Source organism: Hymenobacter sp. UYP22 (assembly GCF_040547285.1).
GTDB lineage: Bacteria > Bacteroidota > Bacteroidia > Cytophagales > Hymenobacteraceae > Hymenobacter.
On record NZ_JBEPPK010000018.1, the window covers coordinates 62,533 to 86,993 of the forward strand.

At 56.8% G+C, this 24,461-nt stretch carries 25 protein-coding genes; 7 read left to right on the forward strand and 18 right to left on the reverse strand.

Going from position 1 to position 24,461, the window contains the following annotated elements:
* Positions 1-450 carry a hypothetical protein gene (locus ABIB60_RS20565; protein ID WP_354582252.1) on the forward strand — a complete coding sequence of 150 codons (450 nt, stop codon included), beginning with the start codon at positions 1-3 and terminating at the stop codon, positions 448-450.
* A 57-nt stretch (positions 451-507) separates the two neighbouring features.
* Here the strand turns inward: ABIB60_RS20565 and ABIB60_RS20570 are convergent, their stop codons facing one another.
* Complete coding sequence (locus ABIB60_RS20570) at positions 508-1,542, reverse strand: phytanoyl-CoA dioxygenase family protein (RefSeq protein WP_354582253.1); 1,035 nt, start codon at positions 1,540-1,542, stop codon at positions 508-510.
* A gap of 343 nt (positions 1,543-1,885) precedes the next feature.
* Here ABIB60_RS20570 and ABIB60_RS20575 point away from each other — a divergent pair, with 343 nt between their 5' ends.
* Positions 1,886-3,178 (forward strand): OmpA family protein, encoded by a 1,293-nt coding sequence (locus ABIB60_RS20575; RefSeq protein WP_354582254.1) that lies wholly within the window; start codon positions 1,886-1,888, stop codon positions 3,176-3,178.
* Between the two features lie 66 nt (positions 3,179-3,244).
* Here the strand turns inward: ABIB60_RS20575 and ABIB60_RS20580 are convergent, their stop codons facing one another.
* From ABIB60_RS20580 to nuoK, 4 genes are all read right to left on the reverse strand, one after another.
* Positions 3,245-4,657 carry an NADH-quinone oxidoreductase subunit N gene (locus ABIB60_RS20580; RefSeq protein ID WP_354582255.1) on the reverse strand — a complete coding sequence of 471 codons (1,413 nt, stop codon included), beginning with the start codon at positions 4,655-4,657 and terminating at the stop codon, positions 3,245-3,247.
* 129 nt (positions 4,658-4,786) lie between these two features.
* Positions 4,787-6,256 carry a complex I subunit 4 family protein gene (locus tag ABIB60_RS20585; RefSeq protein WP_354582256.1) on the reverse strand — a complete coding sequence of 490 codons (1,470 nt, stop codon included), beginning with the start codon at positions 6,254-6,256 and terminating at the stop codon, positions 4,787-4,789.
* A 415-nt stretch (positions 6,257-6,671) separates the two neighbouring features.
* On the reverse strand, positions 6,672-8,660 hold the full coding sequence (gene nuoL / locus ABIB60_RS20590; protein ID WP_354582257.1) for an NADH-quinone oxidoreductase subunit L: 1,989 nt from the start codon (positions 8,658-8,660) through the stop codon (positions 6,672-6,674).
* 130 nt (positions 8,661-8,790) lie between these two features.
* A complete protein-coding gene (gene nuoK / locus ABIB60_RS20595; protein WP_315999926.1) occupies positions 8,791-9,123 on the reverse strand; it encodes an NADH-quinone oxidoreductase subunit NuoK in 333 nt (110 codons plus the stop codon).
* A 284-nt stretch (positions 9,124-9,407) separates the two neighbouring features.
* On the opposite strand from nuoK, the gene ABIB60_RS20600 reads away from it, so the two are divergent.
* From ABIB60_RS20600 to ABIB60_RS20610, 3 genes are all read left to right on the forward strand, one after another.
* On the forward strand, positions 9,408-9,869 hold the full coding sequence (locus ABIB60_RS20600) for a MaoC family dehydratase (protein ID WP_354582258.1): 462 nt from the start codon (positions 9,408-9,410) through the stop codon (positions 9,867-9,869).
* A 190-nt stretch (positions 9,870-10,059) separates the two neighbouring features.
* Positions 10,060-10,665 (forward strand): RNA polymerase sigma factor, encoded by a 606-nt coding sequence (locus ABIB60_RS20605; RefSeq protein ID WP_354582259.1) that lies wholly within the window; start codon positions 10,060-10,062, stop codon positions 10,663-10,665.
* A 134-nt stretch (positions 10,666-10,799) separates the two neighbouring features.
* Positions 10,800-11,180, forward strand: coding sequence for a hypothetical protein (locus ABIB60_RS20610; protein ID WP_354582260.1), 381 nt, complete (start codon positions 10,800-10,802; stop codon positions 11,178-11,180).
* A 28-nt stretch (positions 11,181-11,208) separates the two neighbouring features.
* Here ABIB60_RS20610 and ABIB60_RS20615 read toward each other — a convergent pair whose 3' ends face one another.
* From ABIB60_RS20615 to ABIB60_RS20665, 11 genes are all read right to left on the reverse strand, one after another.
* Positions 11,209-11,790: an SUKH-4 family immunity protein gene (locus ABIB60_RS20615; protein WP_354582261.1), complete on the reverse strand. Its 582-nt coding sequence runs from the start codon at positions 11,788-11,790 to the stop codon at positions 11,209-11,211.
* A 75-nt stretch (positions 11,791-11,865) separates the two neighbouring features.
* Positions 11,866-12,375 (reverse strand): NADH-quinone oxidoreductase subunit J family protein, encoded by a 510-nt coding sequence (locus ABIB60_RS20620; RefSeq protein ID WP_125430241.1) that lies wholly within the window; start codon positions 12,373-12,375, stop codon positions 11,866-11,868.
* Between the two features lie 103 nt (positions 12,376-12,478).
* Positions 12,479-13,048: a NuoI/complex I 23 kDa subunit family protein gene (locus ABIB60_RS20625; protein WP_354582262.1), complete on the reverse strand. Its 570-nt coding sequence runs from the start codon at positions 13,046-13,048 to the stop codon at positions 12,479-12,481.
* A gap of 115 nt (positions 13,049-13,163) precedes the next feature.
* Positions 13,164-14,243 (reverse strand): NADH-quinone oxidoreductase subunit NuoH, encoded by a 1,080-nt coding sequence (gene nuoH, locus ABIB60_RS20630; RefSeq protein ID WP_354582263.1) that lies wholly within the window; start codon positions 14,241-14,243, stop codon positions 13,164-13,166.
* Between the two features lie 100 nt (positions 14,244-14,343).
* A complete protein-coding gene (locus ABIB60_RS20635; protein ID WP_315999920.1) occupies positions 14,344-15,348 on the reverse strand; it encodes an NADH-quinone oxidoreductase subunit G in 1,005 nt (334 codons plus the stop codon).
* A 140-nt stretch (positions 15,349-15,488) separates the two neighbouring features.
* A complete protein-coding gene (nuoF, locus tag ABIB60_RS20640; protein ID WP_354582264.1) occupies positions 15,489-16,829 on the reverse strand; it encodes an NADH-quinone oxidoreductase subunit NuoF in 1,341 nt (446 codons plus the stop codon).
* 20 nt (positions 16,830-16,849) lie between these two features.
* On the reverse strand, positions 16,850-17,419 hold the full coding sequence (locus ABIB60_RS20645; RefSeq protein ID WP_354582265.1) for an NADH-quinone oxidoreductase subunit NuoE family protein: 570 nt from the start codon (positions 17,417-17,419) through the stop codon (positions 16,850-16,852).
* A 22-nt stretch (positions 17,420-17,441) separates the two neighbouring features.
* The gene (locus tag ABIB60_RS20650; RefSeq protein WP_354582266.1) at positions 17,442-18,710 is read right to left on the reverse strand and encodes an NADH-quinone oxidoreductase subunit D; all 1,269 of its coding nucleotides are present in this window, start codon (positions 18,708-18,710) and stop codon (positions 17,442-17,444) included.
* 102 nt (positions 18,711-18,812) lie between these two features.
* Positions 18,813-19,376 (reverse strand): NADH-quinone oxidoreductase subunit C, encoded by a 564-nt coding sequence (locus tag ABIB60_RS20655; protein ID WP_354582267.1) that lies wholly within the window; start codon positions 19,374-19,376, stop codon positions 18,813-18,815.
* A 96-nt stretch (positions 19,377-19,472) separates the two neighbouring features.
* Positions 19,473-20,027, reverse strand: coding sequence for an NADH-quinone oxidoreductase subunit B (locus ABIB60_RS20660; protein WP_315999915.1), 555 nt, complete (start codon positions 20,025-20,027; stop codon positions 19,473-19,475).
* A 72-nt stretch (positions 20,028-20,099) separates the two neighbouring features.
* Positions 20,100-20,492, reverse strand: a complete 393-nt coding sequence (locus ABIB60_RS20665) for an NADH-quinone oxidoreductase subunit A (protein WP_315999914.1) — start codon at positions 20,490-20,492, stop codon at positions 20,100-20,102.
* Positions 20,493-20,624: 132 nt separating this feature from the next.
* On the opposite strand from ABIB60_RS20665, the gene ABIB60_RS20670 reads away from it, so the two are divergent.
* Together ABIB60_RS20670 and ABIB60_RS20675 are read left to right on the forward strand one after the other, a co-directional pair.
* Positions 20,625-21,227, forward strand: a complete 603-nt coding sequence (locus ABIB60_RS20670; protein ID WP_354582268.1) for a Uma2 family endonuclease — start codon at positions 20,625-20,627, stop codon at positions 21,225-21,227.
* Positions 21,228-21,238: 11 nt separating this feature from the next.
* Positions 21,239-21,847: a Uma2 family endonuclease gene (locus ABIB60_RS20675; RefSeq protein WP_354582269.1), complete on the forward strand. Its 609-nt coding sequence runs from the start codon at positions 21,239-21,241 to the stop codon at positions 21,845-21,847.
* A gap of 74 nt (positions 21,848-21,921) precedes the next feature.
* On the opposite strand, the gene pruA is transcribed toward ABIB60_RS20675, so the two are convergent.
* Together pruA and ABIB60_RS20685 are read right to left on the reverse strand one after the other, a co-directional pair.
* Entirely contained in the window at positions 21,922-23,586 is a 1,665-nt protein-coding gene (gene pruA / locus ABIB60_RS20680; RefSeq protein ID WP_354582270.1) for an L-glutamate gamma-semialdehyde dehydrogenase, read from the reverse strand.
* 128 nt (positions 23,587-23,714) lie between these two features.
* Entirely contained in the window at positions 23,715-24,398 is a 684-nt protein-coding gene (locus ABIB60_RS20685; RefSeq protein ID WP_354582271.1) for an SOS response-associated peptidase, read from the reverse strand.
* Positions 24,399-24,461: the final 63 nt, after the last annotated feature.

Sequence of the window (24,461 nt, forward strand, 5' to 3'; positions counted from 1 at the left end):
GTGGAGACCAAAGAATACGCACACATTTACCGCGAAGCGAATTGGGCCGGATACCCTGTCATTCTGGTAGGTATTTTAATCATTTTACTTGGTTTATACGGTTCAGCAAATGGTAAAGGAAGTGTAGGTGCCACAGTAATCTTTTGGCTTATAGGTGGCTTGGTGGTATGGCAGGGTAAAAAAATAGTGGTTCGCAAACAGCCACTGTTTCAATTCGGTCCTTCTGGTCTCTGGACACCTAAAATTGGCTTTATGCCTTGGGAAGATGTTCGGGTGAGTATCGTGTCCGTATCGGGTTTTGGTATAGGAGTTATCAAAAGTCTGGTAATAATACAGCGGCAGTCCAGGAGGCAATTGGACGTTGTAGCCCTGATGTCGCTCGGTATTTCAGAAGAGACGCTGATACCACTAATTCAAAAATATATTAAGATTGACCCGCCACAGGAATAATTGCAAAGCGGCGCCGGATGCATCCGGCGCCGCTTTTGGCTTCAATCAATATAAAAGTTACCGCCACGCTATATTTTCCTTGAACTCCACCGGATACATGTTCAGGTACTGCACGATGCGGGGGTAGGTGCCACGGTTGGGGCTGCTGCCGTGGGGCAGGAAGTGGTGCCAGATAACAAAATCCCCGGCGTTGGCGGCAATGGGTACGGCTTGCTCATCCAGATTCACGCGGCGCGGGTCGGTGCCGGGTGCTAGGCTACGCAGCCATGGTTCCAGGGTGCGGTGAAAGCCGGGTACGCAGCAGAACGCGCCCTGCTCGGCGGGGGTGTCGCAGAGGTAGAGCAGGCCCTGGGTACCGAAGCTGAAAGGCGGCTCCAAGCTCATATCCCAGTGCAAATGGGGCCCCTGGAACGGTAAAAAAGGCGTTTCGGGTGGATTGAAGCTGGTGCGGTCAGTTGTTTTCCAGAGGTCGGCGGTGCCCCAGAGTTGGGAAAAGGCCTTTTGTATGCGCTTGGATTGTCGGTTAGCCTGCAGCGTGGGGTGGTGGTAAAACTCCATCATGATGCCCTTCCCAATGGGCCGTTGGTACCAGGTAGCAGACTCGTACGGGGCCATATCCAGTGCTTCCCATACGGCCAGCTCGGTAGCTCGCGCCTGATCCCGCGAAACGGCTCCGCGTATTATTACATAGCCATTTTCCTCCCAAAAGGCTAGGTCATCAGCATTGAGGACGTCGGGCTCCTGCTCAAGTTTCTGTAGGCTTTCTTGTAGCGCGGGCGGGTACGGTTGGCCGGAAAACACGCTGTTCAGTCGGTCAATCTGCAGCGAATCGAGCTGCCCGTTGTGCTTGCGCAGTATCCACTGCTCGAATTCCGGAAAGCTTGGGGCATGCTGGCCCAGATACTGTATGGTTTCTTCCAGAGGCAGGCCCAGGCCATTCAGCAGCAAATTGTCAAAGCGCCAATTTCGTTCGGTTTGCTCAAGGAATATACCGTTACGCCTGGCAATAGCCTGGGACCAATAGCGCTTCAGGTGCTGCACGCCCAACTCTCCGGTTTCGTCTGTACGGCTAATTACGAGTGGTGAAGGCATTATTCTTCGGGTGTTTAGTAGTGCAAAGTGCGGCCCGCTTGAGTACCAATACGCTGGCAGTAGCAAGGTAGAGTAAATGCTACGGACGCGGCAACCCCAAGCACTCAGACTACCAGACAAAGGCCACACTTTCTACCCGTATAGTCTGCTTCGGAACCTGAGAAGAAGCGCATGCCTGCAGATGTAGACCTAGTACTAGGTGCTAACCATGCCAAGGCCGTAAAATGATAATAAGAGCCGGCCTTGATCCTTGCCCGGTTTGCTGTCAGGTGTGTGGATATTGTAGTAACTATTCAAATAAAAAATGTAGTTTTATTCATGTTGGACAAAAGGGAAGGAAACTATGGAACAGTCACTGGCAAGCGTCACTCGGGTTTCATTCAGCACGGAGCTGCTTGAACAACTTACCCAGGAAACCCAGGAGAGTGCCGAAACACTCCGCTTGGCACTCAGCCGGGCCATTCCGGTAGCCATTCAGGCCCTGGCCGGCCGGGTAAGTGGCCCCGATGGCCCCGACACCATCTGGAAACTGGGCCGGGAGGCCTACGGAGCTAGCGTACTGGAGCCTATGGCAGTCGAAAACCACGCGGGCTGGATGACTCGGGGGGAAGCCCTCATGCGAGGACTGCTAGGCGACACGTACCACTTCACTGCCATGCGGATAGCCACTGGTGCCAGTACCGGCTTGCCAGCTGCCGAGCGGGTGCTGAGCGCGGCGGCCGTAGCTGCATTGGGCGTAATTGGAGAGTACAGTCAGGAACATACGCTCGACCCACCCAGGCTGGCATCATGGCTAACCGAGCAGGGGGGCAGCCTCACTGGAACCCTAACCACAGACCCAAATCCGGTGTCGAGGCTAATGGAGCCTGCCGTTGAGGGAGCGGCCGCACTCCAGGCGCAAGGAAGATGGGCACCCGTGAGTGGAGGGCAAACCTATACGTCGGCCCCAGTCGAGCCAGCTGAGCACACGCCCGCCACACGCTGGCAATGGGGGGTGCTGCTGCTAGCGGCCGTAGTAGTAGGCTACCTGTTTGGTAACTGGCGCGAAACACCCTTCGGCAACGCTACCGCTCTGACGCGCGCTACGGCGGCCCCAGCCGAGAAACCTGCACCTGAGCAAACCGGGCGCTATGATGCCAGCAGTGGGAATTATATCTACGACACCGGGCAACCACTCATTCTGCACCTGGCCGATGGTACCACCCAAAAAGTAGGGGCTACCTCCACCGAAAACCGCCTGTATACCTTCCTGGCCGACCCCACCCAGCAAGTCGATTCAATAAATCGGACCAAAGGCTGGATCAACTTTGATAGAGTGTACTTTGAGCCGGGCTCAACTACCCTCACCGATGAGTCGTTCTTGCAGCTCCGCAACGTGGCCAGCATCCTAAAAACCTTCCCGGCTTCGGTGGTAAAGTTGGGGGGCTATACGGACAGTACCGGCAACCCACTTAAGAACTTCCAACTCAGCGAGGAGCGGGCCAAAACGGCTATGCTAGCCATTGCCAGCATGGGCGTTGATATGAACCGGGTGCAGGCTAAAGGCTACGGCGGCAAGTACTTCATCACCCCCAATACCACGCCCGAGGGCCGCGCCCTCAACCGCCGCATCAGTATTCGGGTATTGAAGAAATGAGTGGCAGTAACGCAAAAAGAGCGGCCTATAAAGGCCGCTCTTTTTGTATTTGTGAGGAAGAAAGTTCTAGAGTATGCCGGCTACCAAACCGGGTAGCACGCCTAACAGTACAGTCAGCAAAGCCAGCAGCAGCAGTGCGCCGGCTTGGAACGTGGTTACCGGTACTACTTCGTTGGTCGTGGCGTCGGTGTCGCGCATGTACATGCTGATGATGGGGCGCAGGTAGTAGTAAATGCTCACCATCGACATCACCACGGCAAATACCACGAGGCCGATGTAGCCATTCTCTACGGCCGCCGAAAACACGAAGAACTTGCCGAAGAAGCCACCCGTGAGCGGAATGCCGGCCAGGCTCAGCATCGAAACTGTGAGCGAGAAGGCCAGCAGCGGGTTGGTTTTGGCCAGCCCGTTCAGGCCGTTGTAGTCCTCGCGCATCCGGGCATCGGCCACCAGTTTCACCACCCCAAAGGCAGCCACGGTAGCTACGGAGTAGGCCAGGGAGTAGAACAGAATACCATTGGCCGAAGCGCCTTCCAGCTGCCCGTTGTAAGCCACCAGCGCAATCAGCAGGTAGCCGGCATGGGATACGCTGGAGTAGGCCAGCATCCGCTTGATGCTGGTCTGGGCTACCGCACCCACGTTGCCGATAAGCAGGGTAAGTACGCACATGGCCGTGAGTGTGGGCAGCCAGATGCCCTGGGCATTGGCAGCCGGGAAGGCCTGCACCAGCAGCTTCAGGAAGGCGGCAAAACCGGCCGTCTTCACAATGGTGCTCATAAACGCGGCGAAGAACGTAGGCGTACCCTCGTACACGTCGGGCGTCCAGAAGTGGAAGGGCGCGGCCGATACCTTGAAACCCATGCCGATGAACATCAGCAGCATACCAATGTACAGCATCGGCTTCAGCGACTCGAAGCCGGGAGCCGGATTCTGCACCGCGAAGCTGATTTCGCTGAGCACGAACGTGCCGGTAGCCCCGTACACCAGCGCCAAGCCAAACAGCAGCACGCCGGTAAAGAAAGCACCCATCAGGAAGTACTTGAGGGCGGCTTCGTTGGAACGCAGGTTGCGCTTATCGGAGCCGGCCAGCACGTACATGGCCACGCTTAGGATTTCGATGCCCAGAAACAGCATCAGCAGGTGGTTATAGCTCACCAGCATAATGGCGCCCACCAGCGAGAACAGCAGCAGCGAGTAGTACTCGGCCAGGTTGGCTTCGCCGTCGAGCACGTATTTCTGGGAGAAGGGAATCAGCACCAGCGCCGTCAACAGCACGATACCCGTGAAGGCCACCGAAAAGTTGTCGATGGTGAGCATGCCGTTGAAGAACGACTGCGAGGTACCCCAATCGAGGAAGTTCACCGTCAGCACCGCGCCCAGGATGAGCATCATCACGGGCAGCAGCAGCCGGTTGGAGCGGCGGAACCCCAGGAAGAGGTTACCCAGGCCCAGAACGGAAAGTAGAATGATGGAATTCATATGGTCGGCTGGAGTTCCCAGGGTTGAAACCCTGGGCTATGGAGCGTGTATGAAAGCGGCCCGAATAGCCAGATGAAACGTGGGAAGCGCTACGTAGCCCAGGGCTTCAGCCCTGGGACGCGGGAGGGGTTACCGTTTTACTACCTCGTTCAGAATATTCAGCACGCTGCCTTCCGACAGGTGCAGGAACGTGTTGGGGAACAGGCCAATCCAGAACACCAGCACGATGAGCGGCACCAGCAGGGCCAACTCCGAGCCGGTGAGGTCAGTGAAGGTTTCAGTGAACGAGGAATCGGGGCCGAGCATCACGCGCTGGAACATACGTAGCAGGTACACCGCGCCCAGAATGATGGTTACACCGGCTACCGCGCCCATCCAAGCGTTGAACTGGTACACCCCGGCCAGCAGCAGGAACTCACCCACGAAACCGTTGGTAAGGGGCAAAGCCACCGTACCCAGCAGCAACACCAGGAAGCACACCGTCAGGACGGGCGCTTTGCGGGTGAGGCCGCCCAGGTCGGCAATGTTGCGGGTGCCGGTGCGACGCTCAATGGCGTCGGCAATGAAGAACATTCCCACCACGTTCACGCCGTGGGCCAGCATCTGGATGCTGGCGCCCTGCATCCCCATCTGAGTAAGGGAGAACACGCCGGCAATCATCAACCCCACGTGGGAGAGGGAGGAGTAGGCAATCAGGCGCTTCACGTCCTGCTGACGGATGGCAATGATGGCCCCATAGATGATGCCGATGATGGCCAGAATCAGTACCAAGTTCTGCCAGTAGTCAACGCCCATCGGCACCACCGGTAGCAGCCAGCGCATGCAGCCGTAGATACCCATTTTCAGCATGATGCCCGAAAGCAGCATGGTGGCTGGGGCCGGGGCCTCGGTGTAGGTGTCGGGCTGCCAGGTGTGGAAGGGGAAAATGGGCATCTTCACGGCGAAGGCTGCGAAAATCAGCCAGAATAGCCATACCTGCGTTTCGGCTGGCAGGTTCAGAGCGTAGAACGAGGCCAGGGCCGAGTTGTGGGCCGAGAGGCCGTCAGGGGAGGGGCCGGTCTGGAAGTAGAGATACACGAAGCCGGCCAGCATGAACAGCGAGCCGATGATGGTGTACAGAAAGAACTTGAACGTAACGCGGGCCCGGTTCACGCCGCCCCACACGCCAGCCAGGAAGTAAATCGGAATTAGGGCCACTTCCCACATGAAGTAAAACAGGAAAGCATCCTGGGCCGTGAACACGCCAATCAGTCCGGTTTGCATGAACAGCACCAGCGCGTAAAACACCGACTCGTTCTCGAAGTTGCGGCGGAAGGCGCTCAGCAGAATCACCGGCACCAGCACGGCCGTCAGCAGCACCAGCAGCAGGCTCAGCCCGTCCATGCCCACCGCGAACTGAATGCCCGCCGAGGGAATCCAGTTGAGGTTGTAGGAGAATTGGCCGCTGTGGTTGCCGTTGAAGGTAATGGCGGCATAAGCTGCCAGCGCAAATTCAACCAGGGCCGCGCCCAGCGCCGGAACCCGGGCCGCACGGCCTTTGAAGAAGTGCAGCAGCAGGGCGGCCGCCACGGGCCAGAGTAGAAGAAGGACAGTCAGCATGCTTTACTGTGAGGGTGCGGTGTCGTTGTGGTAACTGATGTTATATAGAGCTTCTGGTATAAGAAAGGATATTAGGTTTAAGGCCCTTATGACGGTTACTAATCATGAATACAGTTAATGAGTCTTTTTTTGTTGTTGGCTTAAGCTTGTATGTTAAATCGTATTCAAAACAGCCAATCATGAATCTGCTATTGAATGAGTTATTAGGATCTATTAAATAGCTTTCAATCTTGTATTTACCTCTGTGCACTGTGCAAACTAAACCAGTATCCGATTTAGTTATCCAAAGTGTATCTTCTGTGTATGGTGCATGAGGGGCATCCGCATATATCCATGTACCTATAAGCCCACCATCGTTAGAACATGATGATAGAGATATCAGCATAAGATATATAGCTGCTCCCCAGCGCATATATTAAAACTTCACGAAGTTCAGCGCCATTACCAGCACGATGCCCACCACCATCAGGATGAGGTAGGTTTCCACGGAGCCGGTTTGCACGTAGCGCAGGAGCTGACCTCCTCCCATAGTCAGGCGGCCGAAGCCGTTCACGATGGGGTCGATGATGCCGTTTTCCACGTAGCGGAATAGGCCGCGTGAGAGCCACATAATGGGGCGCACGAACAGGGCGTTGTACAGCTCGTCGATGTAGTACTTGTGGTAAATCAGATTTTCGAGGAAGCCGCGCGACTCGCCGTCTTCCGTGGGGCGCACCCCGCGGCTCACGTACTGCACGTAGGCTACTGCAATACCCAGCAAGCCCGCGCCCACCGAGAGGCCGATGAGCATGAGCTCGGTGGCGTGGTCGGCGTGCAGGCCGAAGGCGGCCGGGTTCAGCTGCTTGGAGTAGGTGAACAGCGGCGCGAGAAAGTTCGAGAGGTAGGCGTTTTCCTCACCCAGGAAGAAGGGCGCGTTCATGAAACCACCCACGGCGGCCAGCACAGCCAGCACGATGAGCGGCAGGGTCATGGAAGCCGGCGACTCGTGCAGGTGGTGCTTCTGCTCCTCGGTGCCGCGGAACTCGCCGAAGAAGGTGAGGAACAGCAGGCGGAACATGTAGAAGGCCGTCAGGAAGGCCGTGAACAAACCCACCGCGTACAGCACCTTGCTGTGCTCGAAGGCGTGCAGCAGGATTTCATCTTTGGAGAAGAAGCCCGAGAAGGGCGGGATGCCGGCAATGGCCAGGCAGCCTACCAGGAAGGTGATGAACGTAATGGGCAGCGACTTGCGCAGGCCGCCCATGCGGCGCATGTCCTGCTCGTTGCTCATGGCGTGAATCACGGAGCCTGCGCCCAGGAACATCAAGGCCTTGAAGAAGGCGTGCGTGAGGACATGGAACAGGGAAGTGCTGTAGCCCATCACGCCCAGGGCCAGGAACATGTAGCCCAACTGCGAAACGGTGGAGTAGGCCAGCACCTTCTTGATGTCGTTCTGAGCCAGGCCGATGGTAGCGGCAAACAGGGCCGTAGCCGCGCCGATGATGGCAATAACTTCGAGCGTATCGGGGGCCAGCGTGAACAGCACGTTGGCGCGCAGAATCATGTAGATACCGGCCGTTACCATGGTAGCGGCGTGAATCAGGGCCGAAACCGGGGTGGGACCGGCCATGGCGTCGGGCAGCCAGGTGTAGAGCGGCAGCTGGGCCGATTTACCGGTAGCACCCACGAACAGCAGCAGCGTAATGGCCGTTACCACGCCCGTGCCAATCTGCAGGGTGCTGGCTTTCTGGAACACCTCGGCGTACTGCACCGAGTTGAAAGTCAGGTAAATCAGGAAGATGCCCAGCAGGAAGCCCAGGTCACCGACGCGGTTGATGATGAAGGCTTTCTTGGCGGCGTTGTTGTAGGCGGTGTTCTTGTTCCAGAAGCCGATGAGCAGGTAGGAGCACAGCCCCACGCCTTCCCAGCCGATGAACAGAATCACGAAGTTGGAGCCCAGCACCAGCACCAGCATGCTGAACACGAACAGGTTCAGAAAGCTGAAAAACTTGCCCACGTTCTCGTCGTGGTGCATGTAGCCGATGCTGTACACGTGAATCAGGAAACCCACGCCCGTTACCAGCAGCAGCATGATCAGGCTCAACTGGTCAATCTGGTAGCTGAACGGAATCTGCATGGAGCCAACCGAAATCCAGTCGAACAGCGTGACGGTGTACGCCTGGTGCGCCGTAGCGCCGGGAGCAATCCATTGGGCCGAGGGATGCAGAAACTCCCAGAATAGCGTGGCCGAAATCAGGAACGAGCCCAGCACCGCCAGGCTGCTGATGGCGCCGGCCACCGTGCCCGACAGCCGGCGGTTCAGCAGGCCGTTGATGAGGAAGCCCAGAAACGGCAGCAGCGGAATAAGCACGTACAGAAACGTGGAGAACGGCGCGCCGGCAGCGGGAATTACAGGTTCTTGCATAAGTCAGGGTCGGCTGACCCCACCCCAACCCCTCCCCGGTGGGGAGGGGCTTAGTTTACTACTACAACGATTTTACAACGTTGCCAAAGTAAACTAAGCCCCTCCCCACCGGGGAGGGGTTGGGGTGGGGTTAGAACTTCAGGCGGTTGAGCAGATTAACGTCGGTATTCTGCAGGTTCCGGTAAATCATTACAATGATGGCCAGTCCTACCGCTACTTCGGCGGCGGCCACGGCCATGATGAAGAACACGAACACCTGCCCGTTGGGGTCGGAGCGGTAAGCCGAGAAGGCCGTCAGCAGCACGTTTACGGCGTTGAGCATCAGCTCCACGCACATAAAAATGATGATGGCATTGCGCCGGGTAAGTACGCCCAGCACCCCAATGGAAAATAGAGCAGCGGCGAAGAAAACGTAGTACTGAAGCGGAACCGTTTGGATTACCTCGGGTATGTTCTGGTCCATGCGCAGGGGCTGACGGCGAAAAAAAGGCGTGTTACCCGCACAGGCAGGTAAGGACAACTAGCCGGCAAAGGTATCCTGAAAATCGGAAAACGCCACCCCTAAATGTGTCTGTTACTAGTACTATATGGGGCGAAGATTCGCTACGGAGGCCTGTTCGTGACTTAGCCGAAGGTATTGATTGGTTGAAGCAGCCAAGAAGGCTTAGGAGGCTTTGCAAGGAATATACACCGCCCAACGCCTTGCAGCCGTACATTCGTCTCTTCACTTCCAATTCCCACACTCGCATGAGCCTCACCATCGGTAGCCTTTCCGAACTGCAACAATACGAAGAGCAGGAACTTGGCGTGTCCGCCTGGCACACCATTACCCAGGAGCAAATCAATCAGTTTGCCGCTGCCACCCTCGACTTCCAGTGGATTCACCTCGACGCGGACCGGGCCAAAACCGAGTCACCGTTTGGCGCTACCATTGCTCACGGCTACCTCACTGTTTCGTTGTTGCCCTACCTCTGGACGCAGATTGTCAGCATCGAAAACCTGAAGATGCAGGTGAACTACGAAATTGAAAGCCTGCGCTTCAACCAGGCCGTGACGGTAGATAGCCAAGTGCGGCTACGTGCCAAGCTGCTATCCGTGAAAGACCTGCGCGGCATTGCCAAAGCCCGCATCGAAGTAACCCTGGAGGTAGAAGGCAGCCGCAAACCCGCCTACACCGGCATCATTACGTTCCTGTATCACTTTTTGTAGGAGCAAAAACTTCCAAATGAAACGTCATGCTGAGCGCAGCCAAAGCATCTCTACCGCTTCATTGTAGTAGTAATCCAACGAACCGGTAGAGATGCTTCGGCTGCGCTCAGCATGACGTTCTGCTTGTTCGACAAAAATTTTCTTTCTGCCGATAAAGTATCTTCCGGCGCATTCCGTCTGCCTCTGCAGAATGGAAACTCTCGCTCTATCACTCGATGCCTCGCAGATGACGGCCGGCCACCAGGACCTGCAGATACAGGAAGCCGTGCGTACCCAGCGCAAGCGTCTGCTGGCATTCATCCGCCGCCGCATTCCCGATGAAGCCGAGGCCGAAGACGTACTGCAGGACGTTTTCGCGGAGCTGGTAGAAAGTTACCGGGTGATGAAGCCCGTGGAGCAGGCCGCTGCCTGGCTATTCCGGGTAGCCCGCAACAAAATCACCGACCTCTACCGTCGCAAAAAGCCCGTTTCGCTGGAAAACGAAATGGCCGCCTTTGCCGCCGACGGCGACGAAAACACCCTGCTGCTGGCCGACATTCTGCCCGCTGTAGATGATGCCCCCGAGAACCGCCTGCTGCGCGAAACGCTCATGGAAGCGCTCAGCGACGCTCTGGCCGAATTGCCCGCCGCCCAGCGCGAAGTGTTTATCTGGCATGAGCTGGAAGACAAAACCTTCCGCGAAATGGAGGAAGAAACCGGCGTCCCCCTCAAAACTCTGATTTCGCGCAAGCACTACGCCGTGCAACACCTGCGCAAACGCCTCCGCACGCTCTACACCGAGCTGTTTACGGATTAGTTTTAGTCATGCTGAGCGAAGGCGCAGCCGCAGTCGAAGCATCTCTACCGCTTCGTTGCAACAGTATTGAATAGCCAGAGGTAGAGATGCTTCGGCAAGCTCAGCATGACACGTTCTTACAAAAACCAACTGAAATGAACCGCTCCTTCCGCCTGTTACAAGGCCTTAAAATACTGCTCCTGATTACGCTGTTTGTGGCCGTGGCGGGCTACGTCACCATGCGCCTCTGGAACTGGCTACTGCCTGATCTGTTCAACTTGCCCAGCATTAGCATCTGGCAGGCGCTGGGCTTGCTGGTGCTGTCCCGCATCCTGTTCGGAGGCTGGGGTGGCCGCGGCCACCGGGCCGGTTGGGCCCAGAAGCGCCGCATGTGGAAGCAGAAGATGGAATCCCGCATGGCCGGACTCTCGCCCGAGGAACAGGAGAAATTCCGCCAGAAAATGGAAGGCGTCTGCACCGGCCCCGCTTGGATGCGCCGTCGAGCAACTGAGCCAGACCAAACCGCTTCGCTGTAAGTAATAACCGAAAGCGGCATCTGATTCTTCAGGTGCCGCTTTCGGTTTGGTAGTATTCTCTGTTCGCCAACAGATTCTGCATCTCTCCAACCCAGAAGCTATTATCATTAATTGCTACTGAATCAATTGTAAACAGTTTCTGGCGTAAGTCAGTGAAAAGCTCATCACTAAAGTTAGCATCTATAAAAGCGTCTTTGCCATTTAGTGCCACAGTTTGCTTACCAAATTCGCAGTACACTATCAATGCCTCGGCTAATTGCCAAATGGTTGAATTCATGTACTGAATAGCAAATTCATTCTCATGATCTAATAGAAGAATTTGTTGGGTCAGGCTGTCGATTACAATTGGATTACCTGCCCCGTCTGAACCGATGCATACGTAACGTTCAAAGCTGGCCGGTAGAAAATCATACTGAGTTGAAATCAAGTAAGGCGGGTCATCTTGGTTTGCAAACGATAAAAAAGGCGCCGCATCTATCGGTAAGCCGGCTTCTTCCAAAAATTGACGGGTACTACTACTTAGATCAGCATCCGGTAGCTGGACAGACGTGAATGTAGAGGTGGACTGACCTTGAGCCGCCCAGTATTCTTTGATTTCAGCAATAGTCATGAGCAAACATAAAAAAGCGCGGCGACTGATGTATCAGCCGCCGCGCTTGGTTTCTACTGAAGCTAGTAGAGGGTCTTAGAAGTTCCGCTCGCCTACTTCGCGTTTGCCGAGCATCACGGCGCCCACCATGGCTACCAGGAACAGCACCGAAGCCAGTTCAAAAGGCAGTAGGAAGTCCGTGTAGAGCTTGAGGCCCAGTTGGTCTACCATACCGATTTGCGAGTTGAATGCGGTGCCCGTTACTCCAACAGGATGCACATCTTTCAGCGCGGCTACCAGAATGAGAAGAAGGGAGCCACCAGCTACGGCCGCAGCAATTTTGGCCAGCGCGGGTTTGTGCGGCTCGGTGTCCACGTTCAGGTTCAGGAACATAATCACGAACAGGAACAGCACCATAATGGCACCAGCGTACACAATGATGTTCACAGCCGCCAGAAACTGCGCGTTCAGCAGCAGGTAGTGTCCCGACAGTGAGAAAAACGTCAAAATCAGGAACAGCACACTGTGCACGGGGTTTTTGGCAAATACCACACCCAGCGCGCTTAGTAGCGCCACAAACGACAGGAAGAGGAAAAGAGGAGACATAGAGAAGGTGTTTTGTCATTCCGAGCGAAGTGAGGAATCTGGCTTTGGCCTTTGAATAGGCTGACTCAGATTTTTCGCTATGCTCGAAGCGACACGAGAATCATTACGCCTGCTGTAGTTTACCGCGCAGCGTGTCAGCTTGCTCCGGCGTGAGCTGAATACCGCGCACAGAACGCTCGTCCGGCGACACAGGCTCTACTAGCCGGTCTTTGCCATACACAAATTCGTCCCGCTCGTAGCGTGGGGGGGCAATTTTGTCGGGTTGTAGGTACACTGCAGCCTTCGGGCAAGCCTCTTCACAAAGGCCGCAGAAGATGCAGCGTAGCATGTTGATTTCGTAGCTGATGGCGTACTTCTCCTCGCGGTAAAGGCCTTCCTCGCCCTTCTTCCGTTCGCCAGCTACCATGGTAATGGCTTCGGCGGGGCAGGCTACGGCGCAGAGGCCGCAGGCGGTGCACCGCTCCCGGCCCTGCTCGTCGCGCTTAAGCACGTGCAGGCCCCGGAAAATGGGAGCGAAAGGACGTACTTCCTCAGGGTAGCGCACGGTGGCCTTCTTCATGAAGAAGTGGCGCATGGTGATGCTTAGGCCTTGGAAGATGGCCGGCAGGTAGGCCCGCTCGGCCAACGTCATCGGCTTCTTCTCTATTTTCTTGGCTCGGTTGGTGAGTTGCATAAGAGTAGTCGGGTTTGGCTTGCAGTAGCGCGAACTTTGTAGTTCGCGTTAGGCGGCCCCGATGTGACAATTATCGTGGGAAACGCGAACTACAAAGTTCGCGCTACAGTCGTTACTAAATCACGCCGGCCAAAATGAGGCCGCCGGTGAGCACAATGTTGAAGACGGCCAGCGGAATCAGGATGGTCCAGCCCAAACGCATCAATTGGTCGTAGCGGAAGCGCGGCAGGGTCCAGCGGATCCACATGAAGAAGAAGATGAAGGCGAAGATCTTCAGGAACAGGCCTACCGTACCCAGCAGGGTAATCAGGTTCTGAGCCGAAGCCAACTCCCAGCCCTGGCTGTTCACAAACCAGTCGCGCAGTTCATACTGGAAGGGGAAGTTGAAGCCGCCGAAGTACAACACGCTCATCACGGCCGATACTACGAAGATGTTCACGTACTCCGAAAACAGGTACAAGCCCAGCTTCATCGACGAATACTCAGTGTGGTAGCCACCTACCAGCTCCGTTTCGCACTCGGGCAAGTCGAAGGGCGTACGGTTGGTTTCCGCGAAGGCGCATACCAGGAAGATAATAAAGCCCAGCGGCTGTTTCACGATGTTCCACGTGTGCCACTCACCGGCCACCGACTGCTGCAGCGTGATTTCACGCAGGCTCAAGGTGCCCGAAATCATCAGCACGGCAATTAGGGCCATACCCATGGCCAGCTCGTAGCTAATGTTCTGCGAAGCCGCACGTATAGCGCCCAACAGGGAAAACTTGTTGTTGGAGGCCCAGCCGCCAATCATTACGCCGTACACGCCCAGCGACACCACGCCGAACACCCACAGCATGCCGATGTTTACCTCGATGCCCTGCAGAAAGAAGGCGTTGTTGCCGAAGCTCATGTTGTTGCCAAACGGAATTACCGCCGACGACATCAGGGCCGTAATCATGGCCAAGCAAGGGCCAAAAACGAACAGCGCCTTGTTGGCACCACCAGGGAAGAACTCTTCCTTGGTGAACATCTTCACGGCATCAGCCAAGGGCTGCAGCAGGCCGTACGGGCCAGCACGGTCGGGACCCACTCGATCTTGCAGAAACGCCGCAATTACGCGTTCCGCGTAGGTGCAGTACGTCGCAATCAACAGGGAAAGCGCAAAGACGACGAAAATGACAATGGATTGCCAGCCGAGGGCGGGTAGTTCTAGCATTGGTTTGAGCTGTTCGCTGACAGCCATTGGCTGCTAGCTTAATGTTCAAGGATGTAGCACGAAAAGCCAACAGCGAGTTGCCATCAGCCAACCGCTAAAATCAGTTCCCCAGTTTCAGCGGCGGGTTTTGCTGCAAGTCGCGGGTGGTGCTTTCCGGCAAATCGGCCACTACCGACTGGTTCAGCACGGGCAGCTCATAATGGTTGGCCGAAATTACCGAAGAACGGTCGATGTGAGCCGGGCCTTCAATGGTCCAGTCAGACGTTTCCTTCTTCTCGAAACGGCATTCGTTACAGATCCACTCTTTTACCTCGCCGTACTGGTCCTTGCGGGCCGTGGTGCGGAGTACGTCCTTGCCTTTGTACCAGAGTACCACGTTGCCGGAGCACTTGGGGCAGTCACGGTGCGCATTCACCGGCTTGGTAAACCACACGCGCGACTTAAAGCGGAACGTTTTATCGGTAAGGGCACCTACCGGGCACACGTCGATGACGTTGCCCGAGAAGTCGTTATCGATGATGTTCTCGATGTAGGTGCCGATTTCGGCAGCGTCGCCGCGGCCCAATACACCGTGTACCCGGTCGCCTTTGGCAATCTGGTCGGCGGTGAACACGCAACGGTAGCACAGGATGCAACGCGTCATGTGCAGCTGAATCAGCGGACCAATGTCGATTTTCTCAAAGGTGCGGCGCTCTTCCTGGTAGCGAGTGGTGCTCACGCCGTGCTCGAAGGCGAAGTTCTGCAAGTCACACTCCCCGGCTTGGTCGCATACAGGGCAATCCAGCGGGTGGTTGATGAGCAGCATCTCCACAATGCCCTTGCGCACGTTTAGTACCTGCTCATTGGTGGTGTTTTCCACCACCATGCCATCCTGCACCGGCGTCACGCACGAGGCTACCAGTTTGGGCATGGGGCGCGGGTCCTTGGCCGAGCCAGCGGCTACGCGCACGAGGCAGGCACGGCACTTGCCACCCGAGCCTTTCAGCGGGGTGTAGTAGCACATGGCCGGGGGCACGATGCTGCCGCCAATCTGGCGGGCCGCATTCAGGATAGTGGTTCCATCCGGAACTTCTACCTCAACGCCATCAAAGGTTATTTTAGCCATTATCAGTTGAAGTCGTTAGTTCGACTCTCATGCAAAACTAGTGTCATGCTGAGCTTGCCGAAGCATCTCTACCGAAGGTAATCTAATGGTCTTGCGAAGCGGTAGAGATGCTTCGGCAAGCTCAGCATGACGTTCTGGTGTTATGCCAGAACCGCTTTGCCGGGAAATACTGCGCCGGGCTGGGCGGCTTGCTTGGCGTGGGTTACGTGCCACTCAAACTCGTCGCGGAAGTGACGCACGGCGGCAGCTACGGGCCAGGCGGCGGCTTCACCGAGGGGGCAAATGGTGTTGCCTTCGATTTGCTTGGCTACGCTTACCAGCAGGTCGATGTCCTCCATGTGGCCGTGGCCGTGCTCGAGGCGGTGCAGTACCTTCTCCATCCAGCCCGTACCCTCGCGGCAAGGCGAGCATTGCCCGCACGACTCGTGGTGGTAGAAGCGGGAGAAATTCCAGGTGTTGCGCACGATGCAGGTCGTCTCGTCCATGGCAATAAAGCCACCCGAGCCCAGCATGGTACCCGTCACGAAGCCCCCATCCGACAATGACTCATAGGTCATCAGACGGTCTTCACCTGCGGCAGTTTTCAGGATGAGCTCCTTGGGCAGAATCGGCACCGACGAACCGCCAGCTACCACGGCCTTCAGGTCGCGGCCTTTCCAGATACCGCCGCAGTATTCATCGGAATAGATGAATTCCTCCACGGGCAGGCCCAACTCAATTTCGTAGATACCGGGCTTGTTGAGGTGGCCGCAAGCCGAAAACAGCTTGGTGCCGGTGCTCCGGCCCACGCCAATCTTGGCGTACTCGTCGCCACCGTCATTCACAATTACCGGCACAGCGGCAATGGACTCCACGTTGTTTACTACCGTGGGGCGGGCGTAGAGGCCCTGCACAGCCGGGAATGGGGGCTTATTGCGCGGGTTGCCACGCTTGCCTTCCAATGATTCCAGCAAGGCTGTTTCCTCCCCACAGATATACGCGCCCCCACCGGGGTGCACGTGCAGGTCCAAATCGTAGCCCGAGCCCAGGATGTTCTTGCCGAGGAAGCCAGCGGCGTAGGCCTCAGCAATAGCCTTTTCCAGGATGCGCAGCACGTACAACAACTCCCCACGGATATAGATGTAGGAAGTGTTGGCACCCAGCGCGTAGGAGCTTGTAATCATGCCCTCGATGAGCAAGTGGGGCAGTTTCGACATCAGCTGCCGGTCCTTGAAAGTACCGGGCTCCGATTCGTCGGCGTTGCACACCAAATAGCGCGGCACGCCCTCAGGCTTGGCCAGGAAGCTCCATTTCATACCGGTGGGGAAGCCCGCGCCGCCGCGGCCCCGCAGGCCCGACTTCTTCACTTCTTCCACCACCTCGTCGGGGGTCATCGTTTTGATGGCCTTCTCCACCGAGCGGTAGCCGCCGTGTTTGCGGTACACCTCGAAGGTATCGATGCCTTCAACGTTAATATGTTCGGTCAGCAGTTTGCGTCCCATAGGTTCAGAGCTGAAAGACGTTAGTTGTTGGCCAGTGCGTTCGGCAGGCCGGTTTCTTCCCACGGCAGAGCGGGGCGGTGCACTTGGTTGCGCAGCTCAGAAAGCATGGCATCCACAGCCTCCGGGGTATCAAGCTGCTCGTAGTATTTCTCGCGCACCTGCACAATAGGAGCGAAGCCGCAAGCGGCCAGGCACTCTACTTCCTTCAACGTAAATAGGCCGTCAGCCGAAGCGGGGCCACCTACTTTGGCGCCGGTGATACGCTCCAGGTGAGTTGTCAGCTCGTCAGAGCCGCGCAGCATGCAGGGGCCCGTGCGGCAGATTTCCAGCACGTGCTTACCTACCGGCTTCAGGTTGAACATGGTGTAGAAGGACGAAACCTCGTACACCTCAATCGGCTTGATGCCCAGCGTTTCGGCTACCAGGTCCTGCACCTCAGGGCTTACCCAACCGCCAAATTCGGCCTGGGCAATGTGCAGCACCGGCAGCAGCGCCGATTTGCGGCGCTCGTCGGGGTAGTGGGTCAGCAGACGCTTGATTTCAGCCTGCGCGGCTTCGGAAAATTGCGGCTTGACGGCAGTCGTCTCCATATCAGTCAAATTCAGCAAAAAACTACGCGTCCAGCTCCCCGGCAATTACGTTCATCGACGACAGCGTCACGATGGCGTCGGAGAGAGTCTGACCCACCACCATTTCGGTATAGGCCTGGTAGTAAATGAAGCAGGGGCGGCGGAAATGCAGGCGGTAGGGCGTGCGGCCTCCATCAGAAACCAGATAAAAACCCAGCTCCCCGTTGCCGCCTTCCACCGAGTGGTAGACCTCGCCAACCGGAGCCTCAATCTCACCCATCACAATTTTGAAGTGATAGATGAGGGCCTCCATATTTTTATACACGGCCTGTTTGGGAGGCAAGTAGTAATGCGGCGCATCAGCGTGGTACGGGCCTTCGGGCAGGTTTTCCAGCGCTTGGTTGATGATGCGCAGGCTCTGCCAGATTTCCTCGTTGCGCACCATAAACCGGTCGTAGGTGTCGCCCTTGGTGCCAATCGGAATTTCGAAGTCGAAATCCTGGTAGCTGGAGTAGGGGTTCATCACCCGCACGTCGTAGTCGACGCCGGCAGCGCGCAGGTTGGGGCCGGTAAAGCCGTAGTTCAGAGCCCGCTCGGCAGAAATGCCGCCCACGTCCACCACCCGATCCATGAAGATGCGGTTGCGGTTGAACATCTTCTCGAACTCCTCCATCACGGCCGGGAAGCTTTTCAGCCAGGCGCGCAGCTTTTGCAGCGCTACTGGTGTGAAATCCCGCTCCATGCCGCCCACGCGACCCATGTTGGTCGTCAGGCGGGCGCCGCTTACTTCCTCGTAGATTTCGTAGATCTTCTCCCGCTCATCCATCAGGTAGAGGAAACCGGTGAAGGCGCCCGTATCTACCCCCAAAATGCCGTTGCAAATCAGGTGGTCGGAAATGCGAGCCAGCTCCATCAGAATCACGCGCATGTATTGGGCGCGCTTAGGCACTTCCACGCCCAGCAGCTTCTCCACCGTCATGTGCCAGCCCATGTTGTTGATGGGCGACGAACAGTAGTTCATACGGTCCGTCAGGGGCGTAATCTGGTAGAAGGGCCGCCGCTCGGCAATCTTCTCAAAAGCCCGGTGGATGTAGCCAATGGTGGGCACGCCCGAAATAATCCGCTCCCCGTCCATCTGCAGAATGTTCTGGAAGATGCCGTGGGTAGCGGGGTGGGTAGGACCCAAGTTCAGCGTAGTCAGCTCCTGGTTGAAGTCGTTGACAGTAGGGGCCAGCGGATTGATCCGGGCCTGCTGTTCGCGTGCTTCTTCAATAATTTTATGGGTGCCTTCCAGCGTGTCGTTTACTGCCATTCTAGTAGTGAGTAGGAAGTATTGAGTAGTGAGTAAGGACGAAGAGGTGAAAAACAGTTCGGAGTACTAGGTACTCAATACTCTCTACTCGGTACTAACAGGTTAGCGGCCGAAGAAAAGGTCAGTTTTATCTTCGCGGGTGCCATCTTCCAGGGCGTACTCCTTGCGCATGGGATGGTAGTCCATGTCTTCCACATTCAGAATGCGGATAAGGTTGGGGTGACCGGGAAAAATGATGCCGTAGAAGTCGAACGCCTCGCGCTCCATCCAGTTGGCGGTGGAGTAGAGGTCGGTCAGAGTAGGTACTACCGGGTCGGCAATGGGGAAGAAAATCTTCAGCCGCAGCCGCACGTTCTGGGTCAAGCTGTGCAGATGGTACACCATGCCTAGCTCCTGGCCTTCCCGCTCGGGAAAGTGCATGCCGCACATGGTGGTCAGGAAGTTGAGCTGCAACTCCTGGTCCTGCTGCAAACCAGCCACGATGTCGTGAATCCGCTCCCGGGTGGTGGTAGCGGTGAGTAGGCCGTAGGGCTCCTCTACATCCGTGAAAGTGTCCTCACCGAACAAGCGGTGCAGCAACGCCAGCAGCTGCGCGTTTTTCTGCGCGGCCGGATCTTTGGCAGCTGCTTCTTCCTGGGCCGGAATGGATTCGTTCTGGTCAGCCATGTAATAGAGCTTAGAGCTTAGATGGAAGAGCTTAGAAAGGAGAAATGGAACAAGCTGAGTTCTAGGTTCTCTATTCTAAGCTCTATATCCAACTGCTTACTTGATGTTATAAGACGCCAGCAGAGCCTGATACTCGGGCGAGTTGCGGCGGCGTAAGGATTCGTTCTTGGCCAGGTCTTGGATGCGCATCAGGCCGTCGAGCACCTGCTCGGGGCGGGGCGGGCAGCCGGGAATGTACACGTCCACGGGAATGATTCGGTCGATGCCTTGCAGCACGGAGTAGGTATCAAAAATACCACCGGAGCAGGCACAGGCACCCATAGCCAGCACCCAGCGGGGCTCAGCCATCTGCTCGTACACCTGCTTTACAATGGGGGCCATCTTCTTGGCAATGGTGCCCATCACCATCAGCAGGTCGGCCTGCCGGGGCGAGAAGGACGGGCGCTCCGAGCCGAAACGGGAAATATCGTAGCGCGAGCCCATAGTAGCCATGAACTCGATGCCGCAGCAAGAAGTGGCGAAGGGCAAGGGCCAGAGTGAGTTGGCTCGGGCAATGCCCACCACTTTCTCCAGCGAGGTAGCGAAGAAGCCAGCTCCTTCCATGCCCTCGGGGGCATCTACCATTTTAATTTCAGGAACTCTAGTATCCATGAGAGAAGGTCAGGTTAGGAAGCGGAGATAATCCACTTGAGAGCAACACCGGGCCGGGCCCAAAGGTTGCTGCTAACGGCTTTCGTTCCAGCGCAAAACGCCTTTTTTGATAACGTACGCGAAGCCCGCCATCAGCAAAGCCAGGAACACAATCATCTGGTAGAAGCCGGTGCTGCCGAGGGCCCGGAAGTTCACGGCCCAAGGGTACATGAAAATCACCTCCACATCAAACAGCACGAACAGGATAGCCGTGAGGAAGTATTTCACCGAAATCGGGGTGCGGGCGTTGCCCACCGACTCGATACCGCACTCGAAGGCCTCATCCTTCACCACGCTCTTGCGGCGCGGGCCCACCAAGTGGGAAACCACCATGGCAAAGGCCACGAAGGCAATGGCCAACACGAACTGCACGACAATCGGCAGAAAGTCAGCGGGTTGATAATTAGTCGGAACGGCGAGAAGCATAGGCTGCGACAGGGTAAAGCCGTGTAAATACGGCATGGAAGGCAAAGGTACCACGAAATGCGGGCGGAACAAACGCGAAATCAGCCTCTGGGGGAAAGGCGTATCTTTGAGTAGAACCTTCGTTTCTTACTCATGGAGCCGATATCCGCGCAGCCTCGCCGCTATACAGTAGAAGAATACGTTGCCCTGGAAGAAGTTTCGGCGCAGCGGCACGAGTATTTTGAAGGCGAGGTCTACGCTATATCGGGGGCTACTTCCCGGCACAACCTGATTGCGCAGAATTGCGCCTTCGCGCTACGGCAGGGAGTGCGCGGCAAAGGCTGCAAGGTGTTTCTGGAAAGCGTGCAACTGGCCGTACAGAAAAACCAGTATTACACCTACCCCGATGTGTTTGTGACCTGCCACCCGGACGACCAGCGCGAGGAGCGTATCATGCGCCATCCGGTCCTCATCATCGAAATTTTGTCGCCCTCCACGGCCGACCACGACCGAAGCTGGAAATTCAATCAGTACAAGCAGCTACCGTCATTGCAGTATTACGTGCTGGTATCGCAGCACACTTGTTTGGTCGAATGGTTTCGGCGGGAGCCGAGCGGCGTGTGGTCATTCACGCCGTTGGGAGAGCTAACTGACACGCTGGAACTGCCTGAACTAGCCCTTACGTTGCGGGTAGCGGATATCTACGACGAAATTGACATTGCCCCCATGCGGGCTCAGCCACCAATGGAGCGGTAGCTCCAAGCCTTATGGAACAACCTGCCGCCTTATCACCCCGCTACACGGTAGCCGAATATCTGGCTTTGGAAGAAGTGTCCGAAGTTCGCCATGAATTTTACAGGGGCGAGATTTTCGCCATGTCAGGTGCTTCGCTCAGCCATAATCGTATCATTCGTAACGGTGCTGCCTCCATACTGCGTCTGCTAGATGACGGGGTGTATGAAGTGTTTCTGGATGGTGCCCAACTGAAGGTAGACGCTTCCTGCTTCCTCTATCCCGACCTGACCGTTTCCTGCCACCCCGATGACCTCGCCGCCGACCGGATTCTGGCGCACCCCAGTGTGGTTTTCGAGGTGCTTTCCCCCAGCAGCGCCGATTACGACCGCACCATCAAGCTGCGGCTGTATCAGCAGCTTCCCAGTCTGCGCCACTACGTGCTGGTGCGCCAGGACTATTGCTGGGTGGAGTGCCTCACGCGGCAGCCCGAATCAGCGGGGGCGGAAAACGAGTGGACGTTACAGATATATGATGCGCTTGCTGATGAACTCCATCTGTCGGCCTTGTTCATCCGGGTGCCGCTGGCCGAGCTGTACGCCCGGGTGAAACTGGAACAGCTGCCCCAGATACGTCTCCGGTAAAAGCCAAAAATGCCGCCCTAGTTTCCTAGGACGGCGTTTTTTGTGCTAGCAGTGCAGATGCGCAACGCTTCGCGCTACAAACCCTTGTCCCGGTTCAAATCCTCAGCAGGGGCCGAGCCCAAGAAGGGGTAGCGGTAATCCGTAACCGGCACGAAAGTTTCCTTGATGGCGCGGGGCGACACCCAACGCAGCAGGTTCAGCATAGAACCAGCCTTGTCGTTGGTGCCGGAGGCGCGGGCGCCGCCGAAGGGCTGCTGACCCACTACGGCACCAGTAGGCTTGTCGTTGATGTAGAAGTTACCGGCCGCGTGCACCAGCTTTTTGGAGGCGTGGTCGATGGCGTAGCGGTCCTGGGAGAAGATGGCGCCAGTGAGGGCGTAGGGCGAGGTAGTATCCACCAGCGTCAGGACGTCGTCGAACTTGTCGGCGTCGTAGATGTGCACGGTGAGTACGGGGCCAAATAACTCCTCGCACATGGTCACGTACTTGGGGTCTTTGGTTACGATAACCGTGGGCTCGATGAAGTAGCCTTTCGATTTATCATAGTTGCCGCCGGCCACAATTTCGGCGTTCGGGTCGGCCTTGGCACCGTCGATGTACTTGGCCAGCTTGTCGAAGCTCCGCTCATCGATAACGGCGTTGATGAAATTCGAGAAGTTCTCGACGTCGCCCATTTTAAAGGAGGCCAAGTCTTCCTTCACGTAACCCAGAATTTCGTCGGCCAGGTTGGAGGGCAGGTACACCCGCGAAGCGGCTGAGCACTTCTGGCCCTGATACTCAAACGCGCCCCGGCTCATGCCTACAGCTACTGCCTTGGCATGGGCTGAAGGGTGAGCCAGGATGAAATCTTTGCCGCCGGTTTCGCCCACGATGCGTGGGTAGCTCTTGTATTTGTGAATGTTCTGGCCGATGGTTTTCCAGATGTTCTGGAACACGCCGGTGGAGCCAGTGAAGTGGATACCCGCAAAATCGGGGTGAGAGAAGATAACCTCTCCGGCAGTGGGGCCGTCCACATATACTAGGTTAATTACCCCATCGGGCACGCCAGCTTCTTTGAACAGCTCCATCAGCACCTGGGCCGAATAGATTTGCGTGTAGGCGGGCTTCCACACCACTACGTTGCCCATCATGGCTACCGAGGCAGGCAGATTGGCGGCAATAGAGGTGAAGTTGAAGGGCGTGAGAGCAAATACGAAGCCTTCCAGAGGGCGGTGCTCCAAGCGGTTCCACATACCGGGCAGGCTCTCGGGCTGCTGCTGGTAAATTTGGTGCATAAACTGCACGTTGAACCGGAAAAAGTCGATCAGCTCGCAGGCCGCATCGATTTCAGCCTGGAAGGCGTTTTTGCTCTGGCCCAGCATAGTAGCCGCATTAATACGGGCCCGGTAGGGGCCGGCCAGCAAGTCGGCGGCTTTCAGGAAAATGGCGGCGCGGTGCTCCCAGGGCATTTCGGCCCACAGTGGGCGGGCAGCCAAGGCGGCATCAATGGCCTGGCTGACGTGGCTGGCGTCGCCCTCGTGAAAATGGCCCAGTACGTGCTGGTGGTCGTGGGGCGGGGTAATGGAGTGCGTTTTGCCGGTGCGTACTTCCTGGCCGCCAATGTGCATTGGAATGTCGCGCTGCTGCTGCTTCAGCTCCTTAATAGTTTTGAGCAGCTCGGTGCGCTCGGGGGAGTTGGGCGCGTAGCCTTTTACCGGCTCATTGATGGGAGCAGGAACGTTGAAAAAGCCGTTGGCCATAAGTATTGCTGGGTTTGGGTGCTAGGATGGTAGAAGAGGTGGCGGCAAAGGTAGAGCGAAATGCCGGATGTGGGCCAGACACCGGAGCCTGGCTCACCGTTCCAAATCAAGGCAAACAGGGTAGTTGTTCAGGCTGCTTGCACCGGCTCCAACACGGCCGGCTCATTGTGGGCCGGGGAGTTTACCAGCTTGCTAATCACATATTCCTGCATCAGCTCCGCCGGATAGGGGTGCAGTAGCTGCTGATGTTCCTGCGCCGAAAGGCCATCATCTAACCAGGCCCGTTCCGCCGCCCGGCTTTCCAGAATAACCGGCATCCGGTGGTGTAAAGGTGCCATTAGGGCGTTCGGTTCAGTCGTGACGATGGTGAACGTAGGCAGCACTTCCCCCGTGGCACGGTCTACCCACTCGTCCCAAAGACCAGCAAAGGCGTAAGGCTCCGCTGATTTCAACAGGATGCGGTGGGGCGTTTTGGGAGGCAGGCCGTGGGCTTCCTTTTGCTGCCACTCATAGAAGCTGTCGGCCAGTACCAGGCAGCGGCGGCGCTGGAGCAACTGCCGGAAGGAGGGCTTCTCGGAGAGGGTTTCGGCGCGGGCGTTGATGGGCTGGGGACCTGAGGTGCGGTCTTTCACCCAGGCCGGCACCAGCCCCCACTGCAGGAGCTGAATCTGGCCGGGCGCGGTGTTGGTGATGACCGGCAGGTGTTGGGAAGGGGCCGCGTTGTAGGTAGGAGCAACCGGCTCGGCAAACATGGCGTCAAACCGGTCTTCCACCAAACCCGGCGGAGCAATAAATGTGTAACGGCCGCACATAAGTCAAAGCGTGAATAGGCGTAAAATTCTGAGTTTACGCCCATCGGTGTGCGGTGTTCTGTG

Bases quoted from the DNA above. Each gene is read 5' to 3' on its own strand.
- ABIB60_RS20570 (WP_354582253.1), bottom strand. From the start codon at position 1,542: ATGCCTTCACCACTCGTAATTAGCCGTACAGACGAAACCGGAGAGTTG.
- ABIB60_RS20575 (WP_354582254.1), top strand. From the start codon at position 1,886: ATGGAACAGTCACTGGCAAGCGTCACTCGGGTTTCATTCAGCACGGAG.
- ABIB60_RS20580 (WP_354582255.1), bottom strand. From the start codon at position 4,657: ATGAATTCCATCATTCTACTTTCCGTTCTGGGCCTGGGTAACCTCTTC.
- ABIB60_RS20585 (WP_354582256.1), bottom strand. From the start codon at position 6,256: ATGCTGACTGTCCTTCTTCTACTCTGGCCCGTGGCGGCCGCCCTGCTG.
- nuoL (WP_354582257.1), bottom strand. From the start codon at position 8,660: ATGCAAGAACCTGTAATTCCCGCTGCCGGCGCGCCGTTCTCCACGTTT.
- nuoK (WP_315999926.1), bottom strand. From the start codon at position 9,123: ATGGACCAGAACATACCCGAGGTAATCCAAACGGTTCCGCTTCAGTAC.
- ABIB60_RS20600 (WP_354582258.1), top strand. From the start codon at position 9,408: ATGAGCCTCACCATCGGTAGCCTTTCCGAACTGCAACAATACGAAGAG.
- ABIB60_RS20605 (WP_354582259.1), top strand. From the start codon at position 10,060: ATGGAAACTCTCGCTCTATCACTCGATGCCTCGCAGATGACGGCCGGC.
- ABIB60_RS20610 (WP_354582260.1), top strand. From the start codon at position 10,800: ATGAACCGCTCCTTCCGCCTGTTACAAGGCCTTAAAATACTGCTCCTG.
- ABIB60_RS20615 (WP_354582261.1), bottom strand. From the start codon at position 11,790: ATGACTATTGCTGAAATCAAAGAATACTGGGCGGCTCAAGGTCAGTCC.
- ABIB60_RS20620 (WP_125430241.1), bottom strand. From the start codon at position 12,375: ATGTCTCCTCTTTTCCTCTTCCTGTCGTTTGTGGCGCTACTAAGCGCG.
- ABIB60_RS20625 (WP_354582262.1), bottom strand. From the start codon at position 13,048: ATGCAACTCACCAACCGAGCCAAGAAAATAGAGAAGAAGCCGATGACG.
- nuoH (WP_354582263.1), bottom strand. From the start codon at position 14,243: ATGCTAGAACTACCCGCCCTCGGCTGGCAATCCATTGTCATTTTCGTC.
- ABIB60_RS20635 (WP_315999920.1), bottom strand. From the start codon at position 15,348: ATGGCTAAAATAACCTTTGATGGCGTTGAGGTAGAAGTTCCGGATGGA.
- nuoF (WP_354582264.1), bottom strand. From the start codon at position 16,829: ATGGGACGCAAACTGCTGACCGAACATATTAACGTTGAAGGCATCGAT.
- ABIB60_RS20645 (WP_354582265.1), bottom strand. From the start codon at position 17,419: ATGGAGACGACTGCCGTCAAGCCGCAATTTTCCGAAGCCGCGCAGGCT.
- ABIB60_RS20650 (WP_354582266.1), bottom strand. From the start codon at position 18,710: ATGGCAGTAAACGACACGCTGGAAGGCACCCATAAAATTATTGAAGAA.
- ABIB60_RS20655 (WP_354582267.1), bottom strand. From the start codon at position 19,376: ATGGCTGACCAGAACGAATCCATTCCGGCCCAGGAAGAAGCAGCTGCC.
- ABIB60_RS20660 (WP_315999915.1), bottom strand. From the start codon at position 20,027: ATGGATACTAGAGTTCCTGAAATTAAAATGGTAGATGCCCCCGAGGGC.
- ABIB60_RS20665 (WP_315999914.1), bottom strand. From the start codon at position 20,492: ATGCTTCTCGCCGTTCCGACTAATTATCAACCCGCTGACTTTCTGCCG.
- ABIB60_RS20670 (WP_354582268.1), top strand. From the start codon at position 20,625: ATGGAGCCGATATCCGCGCAGCCTCGCCGCTATACAGTAGAAGAATAC.
- ABIB60_RS20675 (WP_354582269.1), top strand. From the start codon at position 21,239: ATGGAACAACCTGCCGCCTTATCACCCCGCTACACGGTAGCCGAATAT.
- pruA (WP_354582270.1), bottom strand. From the start codon at position 23,586: ATGGCCAACGGCTTTTTCAACGTTCCTGCTCCCATCAATGAGCCGGTA.
- ABIB60_RS20685 (WP_354582271.1), bottom strand. From the start codon at position 24,398: ATGTGCGGCCGTTACACATTTATTGCTCCGCCGGGTTTGGTGGAAGAC.